14 protein-coding genes are annotated in these 14302 nt (G+C 42.9%); all 14 read left to right on the top strand.

From position 1 onward, the window contains the following. Positions 1-22 precede the first annotated feature (22 nt). The 14 genes from miaA (at position 23) to BM736_RS20730 (ending at position 13885) form a co-directional block, all read left to right on the top strand. The gene (gene miaA, locus BM736_RS20795) at positions 23-949 is read left to right on the top strand and encodes a tRNA (adenosine(37)-N6)-dimethylallyltransferase MiaA (RefSeq protein WP_076415748.1); all 927 of its coding nucleotides are present in this window, start codon (positions 23-25) and stop codon (positions 947-949) included. 93 nt (positions 950-1042) lie between these two features. Then, on the top strand, positions 1043-1309 hold the full coding sequence (gene hfq, locus BM736_RS20790) for an RNA chaperone Hfq (protein WP_076415747.1): 267 nt from the start codon (positions 1043-1045) through the stop codon (positions 1307-1309). 21 nt (positions 1310-1330) lie between these two features. Continuing rightward, positions 1331-2629: a ribosome rescue GTPase HflX gene (hflX, locus tag BM736_RS20785; protein ID WP_076415745.1), complete on the top strand. Its 1299-nt coding sequence runs from the start codon at positions 1331-1333 to the stop codon at positions 2627-2629. Between the two features lie 43 nt (positions 2630-2672). Continuing rightward, a complete protein-coding gene (gene hflK / locus BM736_RS20780; RefSeq protein ID WP_076415743.1) occupies positions 2673-3827 on the top strand; it encodes an FtsH protease activity modulator HflK in 1155 nt (384 codons plus the stop codon). Positions 3828-3829: 2 nt separating this feature from the next. Next, on the top strand, positions 3830-4708 hold the full coding sequence (hflC, locus tag BM736_RS20775; protein WP_076415742.1) for a protease modulator HflC: 879 nt from the start codon (positions 3830-3832) through the stop codon (positions 4706-4708). A 327-nt stretch (positions 4709-5035) separates the two neighbouring features. Beyond that, positions 5036-5626, top strand: a complete 591-nt coding sequence (gene petA, locus BM736_RS20770; protein ID WP_076415740.1) for a ubiquinol-cytochrome c reductase iron-sulfur subunit — start codon at positions 5036-5038, stop codon at positions 5624-5626. Beyond that, a complete protein-coding gene (locus BM736_RS20765; protein ID WP_076415738.1) occupies positions 5626-6840 on the top strand; it encodes a cytochrome bc complex cytochrome b subunit in 1215 nt (404 codons plus the stop codon). The genes petA and BM736_RS20765 overlap by 1 nt, the downstream gene beginning before the upstream one ends. Then, positions 6840-7541 (top strand): cytochrome c1, encoded by a 702-nt coding sequence (locus tag BM736_RS20760; protein WP_076415736.1) that lies wholly within the window; start codon positions 6840-6842, stop codon positions 7539-7541. The genes BM736_RS20765 and BM736_RS20760 overlap by 1 nt, the downstream gene beginning before the upstream one ends. A gap of 108 nt (positions 7542-7649) precedes the next feature. Then, positions 7650-8279, top strand: a complete 630-nt coding sequence (gene sspA, locus BM736_RS20755) for a stringent starvation protein SspA (RefSeq protein ID WP_076415734.1) — start codon at positions 7650-7652, stop codon at positions 8277-8279. Then, positions 8279-8764 (top strand): ClpXP protease specificity-enhancing factor, encoded by a 486-nt coding sequence (locus BM736_RS20750; protein WP_076415732.1) that lies wholly within the window; start codon positions 8279-8281, stop codon positions 8762-8764. The genes sspA and BM736_RS20750 overlap by 1 nt, the downstream gene beginning before the upstream one ends. A 133-nt stretch (positions 8765-8897) precedes the next feature. After that, complete coding sequence (locus BM736_RS20745) at positions 8898-9485, top strand: aminodeoxychorismate/anthranilate synthase component II (protein ID WP_076415730.1); 588 nt, start codon at positions 8898-8900, stop codon at positions 9483-9485. 180 nt (positions 9486-9665) lie between these two features. Next, complete coding sequence (locus BM736_RS20740) at positions 9666-12149, top strand: prolyl oligopeptidase family serine peptidase (protein WP_076415729.1); 2484 nt, start codon at positions 9666-9668, stop codon at positions 12147-12149. A gap of 94 nt (positions 12150-12243) precedes the next feature. Then, positions 12244-12630, top strand: a complete 387-nt coding sequence (locus tag BM736_RS20735; RefSeq protein WP_076415726.1) for a hypothetical protein — start codon at positions 12244-12246, stop codon at positions 12628-12630. A gap of 112 nt (positions 12631-12742) precedes the next feature. Continuing rightward, positions 12743-13885: an HDOD domain-containing protein gene (locus BM736_RS20730; protein ID WP_076415724.1), complete on the top strand. Its 1143-nt coding sequence runs from the start codon at positions 12743-12745 to the stop codon at positions 13883-13885. The last annotated feature ends 417 nt before the right edge of the window (positions 13886-14302 follow it).

The following is a 14302-nucleotide window of genomic DNA, read 5'->3' as shown; positions in this document are numbered from 1 at the left end:
AGTTATTGGGAATATTAAGCGAGTGACTGAAGCAAGATTACCAAAAGTGCTAACTCTTATGGGGCCGACTGCCTCAGGGAAGACCGCGTTAGCTATGGAGCTCGTCAAAGAACATAACTGTGAAATTATCTCAGTTGATTCGGCTTTGGTTTATCGAGGTATGGATATTGGTAGCGCTAAACCAACAGCTGAAGAGTTAGCGCTTGCGCCTCATCGCTTGATTGATATTCGAGATCCGCTGGAGACTTATTCTGCTGCAGATTTTCGTAATGATGCTTTAGAAGAGATTGCAGATATAGTGAAGATGGGTAAGACCCCTTTACTTGTCGGCGGCACCATGCTCTATTTTAAAGCCTTGCTTGAAGGGCTCTCTCCTTTACCTGCGGCTGATGAGAATATTAGAGCCGCGATTGTTGAGGAAGCTGATTTACACGGCTGGCAACAGTTGCATGACGAATTAAAACGACTGGATCCTATCTCGGCCGAGCGGATACATCCAAATGATCCTCAACGGCTCATTAGGGCGTTAGAAGTCATTAGGATCAGCGGCAAAACAATGACTGAGTTGACTCAAACTAAGAGTGAACCGCTGCCATATGATGTCGTTCAGTTTGCGATTTCACCAAAAGATCGAAAACTGTTACATCTTTCTATAGAAGAAAGATTCAAATTGATGTTAAATCAAGGATTCGTAGAAGAAGTTCAAGCCCTCAGAGATAGAGGAGATCTTCATCTAGCTCTACCATCAATGAGGTGTGTTGGTTATAGACAGTGCTGGCAGCACCTCGATGGTGATTATGACTATAATACTATGGTCGAAAAAGGGGTAATTGCTACTAGGCAATTGGCTAAGCGTCAATTAACATGGCTGAGAGGATGGCCAGAGTTAAATTGGTTGGAGAGTGGGTTAGATACTAATCTAACTAACATATTGCGACATTGTCGCTAGCTAATTCTTTCTCGCTATATAATACTAAATTTAAACAAGAAAGTTTGTTGTATTAGTTTTACTACTTATTATTAATAAAAAGGAAATTATAAAATGGCAAAGGGGCAATCTTTACAAGACCCGTTTTTGAACGCACTACGCCGTGAGCGCGTTCCTGTTTCAATTTATCTTGTTAATGGCATTAAGCTTCAAGGTCAAGTTGAGTCATTTGATCAATTTGTAATCTTGCTAAAGAACACTGTAAGTCAGATGGTATACAAGCACGCTATCTCAACAGTTGTACCAGCACGTCCATTTAATGTGAGCAATCATCACGCTACGCCAGCACAAAATGGCCAGCAAGATGAAGCCGGAGAGTAATTTTGTTAAGGAGTAAGCTTTTTGTTTGATCGTTATGAGGCGGGTGAGGATGCCGTTCTTGTCCATATTGATTTCTCCGATGAAGATCGCAGGGAAGACTTAGTTGAATTGCAGCTTTTGGTTGAATCAGCAGGTGCCCGACAAGTTGGAGTGATCACTGCGAGTCGCCGTTCACCAGACCGAAAGTTTTTTGTTGGTTCTGGTAAGGCTGATGAGCTTGCAGCTATGGTTGCTGCGACAGAGGCTAATGTAGTCATTTTTAATCATGCATTAAGTCCAGCTCAAGAGAGAAATCTCGAGATGGTATGCCAATGTCGAGTATTAGATCGTACAACGCTTATTCTAGATATATTTGCCCAGAGAGCACGAACCTACGAAGGTAAGTTACAAGTGGAGCTAGCGCAGTTGCGCCACATGTCGACTCGCCTTATTCGTGGGTGGACGCATCTGGAACGCCAAAAAGGTGGTATTGGGATGCGAGGGCCTGGGGAAACTCAGCTCGAGTCCGATAGACGATTACTCCGTGGTCGAATAGTTACCATTAATAAGCGTTTAGCAAAAGTTGATAAACAGCGAGAGCAGAGCAGAAGAGCGCGCCGTAGAAGTGATATGGCGACAGTTTCATTAGTTGGTTACACCAATGCGGGTAAATCAACTTTGTTCAACTCGCTGACAGTTTCAGAGGTTTATGCTGCTGACCAACTGTTCGCTACATTAGATCCTACCTTGCGAAAGCTGGATTTAAAGAACGGTGGAGTGATCTTAGCTGATACCGTAGGTTTTATTCGCCATTTGCCACATGATTTAGTGGCGGCGTTTAAAGCAACGCTACAGGAAACCCGAGAAGCGGATCTATTGCTCCATATTGTTGATTGTCATGACGAAAATATGGGGGATAACTTTGAGCAAGTGCAGAGTGTGCTGAAAGAGATTGGCGCAGAAGATATACCTCAACTTGTCGTCTGTAATAAGATTGACTTGTTAGAGGAGGTAAGCCCTAGGATCGATTATGATGACGAAGGCGTACCTACAAGAGTATGGGTTTCGGCCCAGCAGAAAAAAGGCTTGGAGCTCGTAAAAGAAGCTATCAATGTAATTGTTGGTAAAGTCGTTTTAGAGTTATCCTTGCGGATCCCGGCAAATGCTGGGCATTATCTTGGTCAGTTTTACCGACTTGACGTGATACAGCAGAAAACGTACGACGATCTGGGGAACTGTATTTTATCTGTTGATATACTCGAAGCCGACTGGCATCGATTGTTAAAACAGAGCGATGGAGAGTTAGAGACCTTTATTATTGAACCATCAGTAGTAGAGTAGTTTTTTTTAATCTCGTTTATTTCATACACCTATGGAGTGCTAAATGGCTTGGAACGAGCCCGGTAACAAGGGAAATAAAGACCCTTGGGGAAATAAAAGTGGTAACGATAAGGGACCACCTGATTTAGATGAAGTGTTTCGTAACCTTTCAAAGCGCTTTGGCGGCGGAAAAGGCAATGGTTCAGGACCAGCTGTAAGCTCATTCGGTCTTATCATTGTGTTGGGTATCGCTATTGTTGTGTGGGGACTTTCTGGTTTCTACACAGTAAAAGAGGCTGAGAAGGGCGTAGCACTAAGATTTGGCCAATATATTGGTGAAGTTGACCCTGGATTACAGTGGAAGGCGACATTTATCGATGAGGTGTTTCCAGTTAATGTGAGCACAGTTCGTTCGATCCCTGCTTCTGGCACAATTTTAACCTCAGATGAGAATGTGGTTTTAGTTGAGCTAGATGTTCAATATCGAGTGACAGATCCTTATCTTTTCTTGTTCAGTGCTGTTGATGCAAATGAAAGTTTGCGTGAAGCCACTGATAGTGCGCTACGTTATGTGGTCGGACACAATAAGATGGATGATATCTTGACCACTGGTCGTGATCAGATCCGTCGTGATACTTGGGAAGAGGTCGAAAGAATTATCGAGCCTTACAAGCTAGGTATCAATATTGTTGATGTGAACTTCTTGCCTGCACGTCCGCCTGAAGAGGTTAAAGATGCTTTCGATGATGCGATTGCAGCTCAGGAAGATGAGCAACGCTTTATTCGTGAAGCAGAAGCTTATGCACGTGCTATCGAGCCAAAGGCCCGTGGTCAGGTACAGCGCATGGAGCAGCAAGCTAATGCTTATAAAGAGCGTGAAATCCTAGAAGCTAAAGGTAAGGTTGCACGATTTGCATTGCTTTTACCTGAGTATAAATTGGCCCCAGAAGTGACGCGTGAGCGTATGTACCTTGATGCAATGCAAGAGGTAATGAGCGGCACGAGTAAGGTTTTAGTTGATGCTAAAAACAGTGGCAACATGATGTATCTACCACTGGATAAGTTGATGCAAAAAAGTCAGTCCGAAGGTCAGCCAAAAAAAGTAAGTAACAACTCAAGTGCGAGTTCGTCTGCAGCTTCATCTTATGGTTCACCTAGTCACGCTAGTATACCGTTAGATTCACGTCCAGCTCGTGGCGAACGTCAGGGGAGGAATTAATCATGGGTAGACTTGTTGCGATTATTGCTGCTGTCCTCGTTGCTGTATTCTTATCATCGATTCTAGTGGTTAACGAAGGTGAAAGAGCGATTGTTTCACGTTTCGGTAAGATCCTGAAAGATGAGGGTGTAACACGCATTTATGAGCCTGGCTTGCATCTTAAGATACCTATGATCGATAAGATCAAGTACCTTGATTCGCGTATTCAGACAATGGACGGCGCGGCAGACCGATTTGTAACTTCAGAGAAGAAAGATCTTATGGTCGACTCTTATGTGAAGTGGCGAATCAAAGATCACGAGAAATACTATCTTTCGACCAATGGTGGTATCAAAGCCAATGCCGAGTCATTACTCCAGCGTAAGATCAATAACGATCTTCGTACCGAGTTTGGCCGCCGTACCATTAAAGAGATTGTTTCGGGTAGCCGTGATGAACTTCAGGAAGATGCACTGAGAAATGCTGCTGAGAGTTCTGAAGATCTAGGTATTGAAGTGGTTGATGTTCGAGTTAAGCAGATTAACTTACCTTCTAATGTGAGCTCAAGTATTTACCAGCGTATGCGTGCTGAGCGTAACGCGGTAGCGAAAGAGCATAGAGCACAAGGTATGGAACAGTCTGAGATCATCAAGGCAAAGACTGACGCTAATGTGACCATCCTGCTTGCAGATGCACAGCGTCGAGCACTTGAGGTTCGAGGTGAAGGGGATGCAACAGCAGCTAAGATTTATGCTGATACATTTTCTCAAGATCCTGAGTTCTACAGCTTTGTGCGTAGCTTAGAGGCCTATAAGTCAAGTTTCGAAAATGATTCTAACGTGATGGTGCTTGAGCCTGATAGTGAATTCTTCAAATATATGAAGAGCCCACTGGCGAAATAAAGCTATTTGAATTAAAAGCCCGGCTTATGCCGGGCTTTTTTTTGCTTAATAGTGATAACTTACTAATTTAGTGAGATATGCTATTTCTTTTTTACCACTTATCTATGGGTTTATTTGTTTTATTTGTATAGGAAGCTGAATGTTTTTTGAGCTGGAACAGCTATTTTCATTACATAGTTAACTTTGTTATCTGATTTACTATGATCTGGTTCTAATTTTTGGCTATAATGAGCCCCGCCTCAAGTTTCGTTTTTGACTTTTGGGGTAAAACCCAAAGTTTAAAAATAATCTAAAACAAAAATTCCAACACTCTCTGGAGATAAGTGGATGAGCAATGCGCCAGTCGATACCGGACGTCGCAGATTTCTGACAGCAGCAACCGCCGTAGTAGGTGGTGCAGGTGCCGTCGCTGTAGCGGTTCCTTTTATAAAGTCATGGAATCCGAGTGCCAAAGCGAAAGCTGCAGGCGCACCGGTTGAAGTAAATATAAGCAAAGTAGAGCCAGGTCAGTTGATCCGTGTTGAATGGCGTGGCAAACCTGTCTGGGTTGTACGCCGTACAGAAGAGATTCTAAACAACCTTGCCACATTAGATAGTCAACTGCGCGACCCTGCATCAGCTGAGGAGCAACAGCCTTCTTACGCTCAAAACGCAGTTCGTTCAATCAATCCGGAGTTCTTTATCGCAGTGGGTTTATGTACTCACTTAGGTTGTTCTCCTACTTACTTACCAGATACGTTCGGTGAGCAGGTTGAAGGTGTTCCTTCAGGCTTCTTCTGTCCATGTCATGGCTCTAAGTTTGATATGGCAGGTCGTGTATTCTCAGGTGTTCCTGCACCATTGAACTTAGTTGTTCCACCACATCAGTATATCGATGAAGGCAATGTCATCATCGGTGTCGATAAAGGAGCAGCATAATGATTAAGAATGTTGTTGATTGGATCGATGCTCGCATTCCTATGACGGCGACGTATAACCGTCATGTTGGCCAGTATGCGACACCAACAAACTTTAACTTTTGGTACTTCTTCGGCTCACTAGCTATGTTAGTTCTGGTTAACCAGTTACTAACAGGTATCTGGTTGACCATGAACTATGTACCAACAGCTGAAGGCGCTTTTGCGTCAATTGAATATATCATGCGTGATGTTGAGTACGGTTGGTTGTTGCGTTATATGCACTCCACGGGTGCTTCAGCATTTTTCGTTGTGATCTACTTGCACATGTTCCGAGGTATCATCTACGGTTCTTACCAAAAGCCAAGAGAGCTTCTCTGGTTGTTCGGTATGCTGATCTTCCTCGTACTGATGGCTGAAGCCTTTATGGGCTACCTGCTTCCTTGGGGACAGATGTCCTACTGGGGTGCTCAGGTCATTATCTCTCTGTTTGGTGCCATTCCTGTCATAGGCGATGACCTGACTTTGTGGATACGAGGTGACTTTGTTGTCTCTGGTGCAACACTAAACCGCTTCTTTGCACTGCATGTTATCGCATTGCCTTTAGTGCTAGTGGTATTGGTATTCTTACACTTAATTGCGCTACATGAAGTGGGTTCAAACAACCCTGACGGTATCGAAATTAAGAAGAACAAGGATGAAAATGGTTGGCCAAAAGATGGTATTCCATTCCACCCTTACTACACAGTAAAAGATATCATGGGTGTCGCAGGCTTCCTGATAGTCTTCTGTTATGTATTGTTCTTTATGCCTGAAGGTGGCGGATACTTCCTAGAGAAGCCTAACTTTGAAGCTGCAAACCCTATGAAGACCCCTGAGCACATTGCGCCAGTTTGGTACTTCACACCATTTTACGCAATCTTGCGTGCAATCCCTGATAAATTATTAGGTGTTGTTGGTATGGGCTTAGCGATAGCTGTGCTATTCGTTCTTCCTTGGTTGGACCGCTGTAAGGTTAAGTCTGTTAGATACCGTAGCTTGACTCATAAGTTGAACATTGGTCAGTTTGCAGTTTCGTTTGTTATCTTAGGCTACTTGGGTGCAGTTCCTGCTACTCCAGCGCTTACGATTGCTGCACGAATATTCACAATCACTTATTTTGGGTTCTTCCTATTCCTATGGATCTACAGTAAGAATGAGAAGACTAAGCCTGTTCCAGAGAGGTTGACTCACTAATGAAAAAATTACTTATAGCATTAGTTACCTTAGTTCCATCTCTAGCATTTGCAGCAGGTGGTTCGAATGTGCACCTAGAGAGCGCTAATATCGATTTAAACGATAAAGAGTCTCTGCAGCGTGGTCTGGAACATTTCCAACATAGTTGTGCAGGCTGTCACAGCACGCAATACCAACGTTATAGCCGAGTTGCTGATGACTTAGATATCTCTATCGATGATATGCGTGCAAAGTATATGTTTGATGAGAATGCTAAGCCCGGCGATCTGATGGAAAATGCTATTCCTGAAGACGGCGCAGCTAAGTGGTTTGGTTCAACTCCTCCAGACCTTACTTTAGTGGCACGTGTGCGTGGTGAAGATTGGATCTATACTTATCTTAAAGGTTTTTATAAAGATGAGTCACGCCCATTTGGTGTAAACAATACAGTGTTCCCATCAGTGGGTATGCCACATGTACTTGAGCACCTTCAAGGTGTGCCAGTGAAACAAGAAGACGGTACACTAGTGTCAACTGGTGGTTCTTTGAGCGCTGATGAGTATGATCAAGTTGTTCGTGATATTACTGGCTTCCTGGTTTACTCAGGTGATCCAGTAAAACTTGAGCGTGAAAGCTTAGGTTGGTGGGTCATGGGCTTCCTGTTTATCTTCTTCATAATCGCTTACTTGTTGAAGAAAGAATACTGGAGAGATGTACACTAACGCTTATAAAGGTTAGACTGTATTATCCGCATAATGTAAACGGGGGGCTTTGCCCCTCGTTTGCTTTATGTTTTTTTGCTTTTGTCTTATAAATTTCGGAGGGTATCAATGGCTGTTGCTGCCAATAAACGTTCAATCATGACCCTGTATTCAGGTGGTGATGATCTATATAGTCATCAAGTCCGTATTGTCTTAGCTGAAAAAGGCGTTACTGTAGATGTACTACAGGTTGAGGCAAGTGAGATGCATGAAGACCTGATCGAACTGAACCCTTACAATACAGTTCCTACTTTAGTTGACCGTGAGCTAGTACTTTATAACTCACGTATCATCATGGAGTATCTGGATGAGCGTTTCCCGCACCCACCACTAATGCCTGTGTACCCAGTTTCTCGTGGTCAGACTCGTCTGATGATGCATAGAATTGAAAATGACTGGTATACCTTAGTTGATCGTATCAGAAGTGGTGATCGTGCAGATGCTGCTCGTAAAGAACTACAGGAAAGCCTAACCGCTATCGCGCCTGTGTTTAACGAGATGCCATACTTTATGGCTGAAGAGTTTGGTTTGGCTGATTGCTACCTTGGGCCGCTGTTATGGCGCTTGCCAGTATTGGGTATCGAATTAGATAACCGTACAGCGAAAGAAGTAAAAGCCTATATGACTCGCCTTTTCGATCGTGAATCATTTAAAGCTTCACTTACAGAGACCGAGCGCGAAATGCGCATGGGTATGTAATGAAACCTATGACCCCAAATCGCCCATACTTGCTGCAAGCATATTATGATTGGTTGATGGATAATGATTTAACTCCGCATGTTGTCGTTGACGCTTATGTGCCGGGTACCCAGGTTCCTCAACAATATGTTAAAGATGGTCAAATTGTACTTAATATTACTTCAACTGCAGTTGCTAACTTGCAGATAGGACATGATTCTATTGAGTTCAATGCCCGTTTTGGTGGCGTACCTCAGCAAGTTGTTTTGCCAATGGCTGCAATTGTTGCTATTTACGCACGAGAAAACGGTGCTGGTACAGTCTTCGATACTGAAGATGCTTACCAGCTTGAAGCTGAGCCAGAAGATGCTGGTTTATCAGTCGTTAATCCTGAGATGAAGGAACAGCTTGATGCTTCAAGTGACGAGCCTTCAGCTGTTGAAAGTACGCCTGATGAGAAAGCGCCTGAGCCAAAGCGACGTGGTCACCTCACACTTGTTAAGTAATACTTACATGTGCACATTAAAAGCCAGTCGTTTGACTGGCTTTTTTTTTGATTGTGAAGTGAAGTTCAATTGTGCGTGTGGTAGCATCTGCGACCTTAAAAAATAATAAACCTAGTCAGTATTGGGCAGCTCTATGGTCTTAATGATCGATAACTATGATTCTTTTACATTTAACTTAGTGCAGTATTTTCAGCAGTTAGGTCAAGAGATTGTGGTTAAGCGAAATGATGAGATTACCATAGAGGAAATTGAAGCGTTGGCGCCGCAATACCTAGTGATCTCCCCCGGTCCCTGTACGCCTAATGAAGCAGGTGTTTCTCTTGCTGCTATTGAGTATTTTTTTGGTAAATTGCCGATACTAGGTGTTTGCCTTGGGCATCAGGCTATTGCTCAGGTTTTTGGTGGTAGCGTTGTTCGTGCCGCTAGGGTTATGCATGGCAAAACCAGCCAAGTTAATCATCAAGGTCACCGTCTTTTCGAGTCATTAAATTGCCCGTTGACTGTTACCCGCTACCACTCATTGATTGTCGAATCTCTACCTGAAAATTTCATTTTAGATGCTTGGTTTGATGACCCTGAACATGGCCGAGAGATCATGGCTATGAGTCATAAAACTTTGCCTATAATGGGGGTTCAGTTTCACCCCGAATCAATACTTACTGAGCAGGGGCATGAGTTACTACAAAACTTCCTTAATGGCGGCGCTTACCCTAAGGATTAAGCTTAACTTACTCCTCACTATCTTCCTCCATGCTCTTTTAGTATTTGTTACAAGATTTCTAAAGATTAACAACTAATCCTTATCCCTTTTATGATATAAATATCGGCAAAATAATATCAATGACGTGGTATGACTTTCCATATCGGGAGATCAGGATCATTGAAAACAAAAGGAAGGATAATGACAAGTCTGCTTCGAAACTCAGGACTTAGTGTACTGGCAATCGCTATTTTAAGTGGTTGTGCGGTTACAGACTCCAATAATCAAACTGATTCTTTAGCCAATAACCTCGCAGCTTCCCCAGTACTTGCGACACCACCTAAAGTTAACGAGCAACTTACCCTGAAGCAGATTATGGCTAATCCTGATTGGATGGGTCTGCAAGCGAAGGGGGCTTATTGGAGTGATGATAGTCAATCTGTTTACTTTGCGAGACAAGCTCATAACTCTGCAACCAGAGATTACTATAAGCAGCCTGTATTGCAGGGAGCAGCTTCAAAGCTGACACTTGATCAGCTTCATCTTGCCGATCAGAAGCGTGGCGTCTTAAGTCATGACAGTAAGCGTAAGGCTTATATCTATCAGGGAAACTTGTTCGTAAAAGAGTTAGCCACAGGTAAGGTGTCTCAACTAACTCGGCAAAACGATGCTATCGATGGCGTGAGGTTTCTAAGCAGTGGAGATATCGCTTTTTGGCAAGGTGAGGATATATTCAGAATCCACCAAGATAGCGGCATGATTGAGCAATTAGCTAATATTAAAATGGCTAAAAAACCTGAAGGTGTGAAAGATCCTGATAGCTATATCGCCAAGCAACAACACAGATTAATTAAATATGTGGCCTTGCAACAAGACAAAGCGAAGCAGCAACAAGCGTATAAGCAGCAGCTAGAAAAAGTCGATCCCACTATTGCTTCAAAGACTTGGTACCTTGGTGATAGTGAGGTTGTTAGCGACCTCAGCCTTTCTCCTAATGGCCGCTACATCGTATTATCTTTAATCAATAAAGATTACAGTTGGCGCGCTGAGCACGACATTATGCCAAACTATTTAGGTCAGCAGGGTTATGTCGACGCGGTACCTGCTAGAGCTCGAGTCGCAGAGGACAAGGCACCTGGTGAGCGTTTGGTTTTACTCGACCTAAAGACTCATAAAAAGACTGATATTACTATTGAGGGGCTAACAGGCTTCGATGAGGATGTTCTAGCCACCGTTAAGCAGGAAAATGCTAAAGCGATTGGTGAAAAATATAAAAGTGAGACGACTCCACGCAAACTTCAATTGATGCAAGATTGGGGCTGGTCGCAAAGTGCTATTCAGTGGCAGACAGATGGCTCTGAAGTCGCAATTATGCTTGAAGCCGTTGATAACAAAGATAGGTGGATTGCCACACTTAACTTAGACAAGGGGACGCTAAATACTGAGCATAGGCTGCATGATAGCGCATGGGTTAATTATAACTTTAACCAATTTGGCTGGTTACCTAATAGTGAAAGCCTCTATTATCTATCAGAAGAGACTGGTTACTCTCATATCTACCTAAAACAACAGGGTGAAGAAGCTGAACCACTTACTCAGGGGCAGTTTGTTGTTAGTGATATCACCTTAGGCCCTAAGGCTGAGTTTATCTATTATAAGGCTAATAAGTCTCATCCTGGGATAGACAATGTTTATCGTGTGAATATAACCACAGGTAAAGATGAGCAGCTAACTCAGTGGGATGGTCAACTAGACTATGAGCTAAGTCCTGATGGGAGCTATTTATTGCTTAACGCATCACGACGTACAGAGCCCGCTGAACTGTTTATTAAACCTATAGGTGGTCAGCGTAAGCAGCTTACTCACTATACCAGTGAGGAGTTCCAAAACTATCCTTGGCAGGCACCAGAAGTTGTCGCAGTGCCGTCTACCCATGGTGCAGGTGAAGTTTATGCCCGTGTATTTTTACCCCAAGGATATGATAAGAATCGTGCAGAAAAATATCCTGCTGTGATTTTTAACCATGGTGCAGGCTATTTACAAAACGCACATTATGGCTTCTCAGGTTATTTTCGTGAGTTTATGTTCCATAACCTACTAACCCAGCAGGGCTATGTGGTGATGGATATGGATTATCGTGGTTCAAAGGGGTATGGGCGAGATTGGCGAACAGCGGTATACCGAAATATGGGTCACCCAGAAGTGGAAGATCTTAAAGATGGGGTGAGCTGGATGGCTGCCAATGCCAATGTTGATACAGATAAAGTCGGAACTTATGGCGGTTCATACGGTGGCTTCCTTACCTTTATGGCACTATTTACTGAGCCTGAGCTTTTTCAAGCTGGCGCAGCGCTTCGTCCTGTGACAGATTGGGCACATTATAATGCCCCTTATACGTCTAACATCTTAAATACACCAGATGTAGACGCTATCGCTTATGAGCGTAGCTCTCCTATCGAACATGCTCAAGGCCTAGAAAAACCATTGCTGATAATGAGTGGTGTATTAGATGACAACGTCTTTTTCCAAGACAGTGTACGTTTAGTTCAGCGCTTGATTGAGTTAGAGAAACCAATGTTTGAAACGGCTATCTACCCAGTTGAACCACACGGCTTTAAGCAGCCTTCAAGTTGGCTTGATGAGTATCGCCGCATCTATAAGTTATTTGAGCAAGAGCTTAAGTAAGTTTGATGAGGTAAACGCGCATAAATTAATTATTAGGCCTCCTTTGTGAGGCCTATTTTATCAGTGTGCTTCGTATTAAGGAGGGATGACTCATATGATAAGTAAACTGTTAATCAGTGTTATGTTAATGCTGACTCTAACGGGCTTATGTATTGCTGAAGATATAGCGATTGATGGCTTGTGGGCTGATATCAACAGTGCTGACTTTACGCGTGGTACCATGATAATAGCTCAAGATGGTGATGCTATTCACGTTAGTCACTACGTTGAGTATAAGGGAGTCGCTATGGTGGAGTACGGTATTGGTACACGGCAAGGTGACGAGTTAGATTATCAAGTTGTGGTAACGCGCCCAATCCCAGGTTGGGTAGAAAAAGGTAGGCATACACTGACCTTATCTGCTGATGGTCAACAGCTTAAAGGGCAATACCATTCAACAGCGGGTAGCGGGCCACTGCTTTTTGAGCGAGTAGGCAAGTAATACATCTAGGTATTTACAGATATTTAGCGGCGTTAGTTAATTGTAATTTCTGCAAAATATCGACAATTGATGCTAAATTATAGGTATAGGGTTTTAAGGGGAATAGCTGAAAGTGGCAATATCGGTTGCTGGCGGTGTTAGGCCAGGAAAAATTATTGAGATAGAGCATAGGTTGTACCAACAACTTATTGTTGGCAAACAAAAATCGAACTCTATGTTTGATGAGCTTGATGCTGAATTAGAGGCTGACGCGAATAAGCTCGCTATTGAAAGAGAGGCTGTTTTAGAGCGGTTAGCTAAGCAAATTGAAGCAAAGCAGGTTTTTGAAGAGGTTTCTGCTCAACTTATCAATACAGTCAGTAATGCTGTAGAGCATAGGTTAACCTCCCCTGAACAGGTCCTAACTCATTCAGGCATCAATGAAAATCAGTTGTTGATGTTAGAGCTATTACAGGCAAAAAATATCGACATCAATAGGCTAAGGCCTTTAATCGAGGAGCAGCAGTGGCTGGTAAGAGATCTTATCAATATGGTCAATAGCTCCTCTTTTAGGCATAGGCGTCCACAGCGCTCAGATGTTCAGGTAACTGATATTAAATTGGTTATCAATTTTATTGGTATTGAGAATATTAAACTGTTAATTCCATACTTCTGTATAAGAAACTGGCTACCTTCAGGGCATGCAAACCTGTTATGGACCACGAGAAAGCTATGGCGCTACTCAGTGGTAAGCGCTATTGCAGCCAGAGCCTTGGCCAAGCTTCATGAACAAGATGGCTCATTTGTATATACTTGTACGCTACTGAGCCAATTAGGGCCATCAGTCGTGCTTAAAAACAGTGCGAAGCTTTTCGAGCAGACATGGGGTACTTGGCTTAGGGAAGCGAGTGGCAGTAGAGATAAAGAGGTGTATGACGCGGTTGTGGCAACAGAGTTTCCTGCAGAAAAGGTCTATCAGCTAGTGCTTGAGCATGGTAATGCTTTGAACTGGCAACTGCTACACCACCTGAATTTTGAAGCGAGTCCTATGGCTAAGGTATTGGCTGAGCTTGATAATAACTTAAGTTATAAAGAGCTCTCAGTAGAGGCGGCAATGGTCGCTCGAGCAAACTGTTATGCCAAAGTCGTCTTATTGGAGGAGCTAAGAAAGATAACGCCTCATGAGCGAAGGATGATGTTTGATTATTATGAGTTATCTGAGCAGGAGGTGATACGCCTCAAAGGCCAAAACTTCCGTAAGCTTGATATTATCTAGTTCAGTGAACAGTACTTTCTGCTTAGCGAGCACAGAGATATATTTTTAAAAGGGCGTTAATTCTTGGCTTGCTAGTTAGCCATGAGATTTACTCTCTCCTTTCTGGTCTTTTTCTAATCAAAAAACATTTTACTGCTCGTTTATCATTACAAACCTAATGCTAACTATGCATATATCGTGAATAGTTAGTGTGTTTGGGTGTAAATAACTTTTTTTATGACTAGTTATGCTCTAAACCCCCGCTATAAACGCTTGTATAATTCTTATAGTCCAATCTTTATGCATTAAATATGCGAACGTGATCCAAGTTGAGTGTAAGAAACTGGTATTTTGATCACATTTTCGCTATTAATGTTCTTTAAGTAATGTAAACAAGCACCGCCACTAAGTGTTTTTATAATGAAAAAAGGCGGCAAT

The sequence above is a fragment of the Shewanella sp. UCD-KL12 genome (assembly GCF_001957125.1).
Classification (GTDB): domain Bacteria; phylum Pseudomonadota; class Gammaproteobacteria; order Enterobacterales; family Shewanellaceae; genus Shewanella.
The sequence above is the reverse complement of the archived record's forward strand: the minus strand, read 5'-3'. Positions and strand labels throughout refer to the sequence as shown.

Bases quoted from the DNA above. Each gene is read 5' to 3' on its own strand.
- BM736_RS20740 (WP_076415729.1), top strand. From the start codon at position 9,666: ATGACAAGTCTGCTTCGAAACTCAGGACTTAGTGTACTGGCAATCGCT.
- BM736_RS20735 (WP_076415726.1), top strand. From the start codon at position 12,244: ATGATAAGTAAACTGTTAATCAGTGTTATGTTAATGCTGACTCTAACG.
- hflK (WP_076415743.1), top strand. From the start codon at position 2,673: ATGGCTTGGAACGAGCCCGGTAACAAGGGAAATAAAGACCCTTGGGGA.
- BM736_RS20750 (WP_076415732.1), top strand. From the start codon at position 8,279: ATGAAACCTATGACCCCAAATCGCCCATACTTGCTGCAAGCATATTAT.
- BM736_RS20765 (WP_076415738.1), top strand. From the start codon at position 5,626: ATGATTAAGAATGTTGTTGATTGGATCGATGCTCGCATTCCTATGACG.
- petA (WP_076415740.1), top strand. From the start codon at position 5,036: ATGAGCAATGCGCCAGTCGATACCGGACGTCGCAGATTTCTGACAGCA.
- sspA (WP_076415734.1), top strand. From the start codon at position 7,650: ATGGCTGTTGCTGCCAATAAACGTTCAATCATGACCCTGTATTCAGGT.
- BM736_RS20745 (WP_076415730.1), top strand. From the start codon at position 8,898: ATGGTCTTAATGATCGATAACTATGATTCTTTTACATTTAACTTAGTG.
- hflC (WP_076415742.1), top strand. From the start codon at position 3,830: ATGGGTAGACTTGTTGCGATTATTGCTGCTGTCCTCGTTGCTGTATTC.
- hfq (WP_076415747.1), top strand. From the start codon at position 1,043: ATGGCAAAGGGGCAATCTTTACAAGACCCGTTTTTGAACGCACTACGC.
- BM736_RS20760 (WP_076415736.1), top strand. From the start codon at position 6,840: ATGAAAAAATTACTTATAGCATTAGTTACCTTAGTTCCATCTCTAGCA.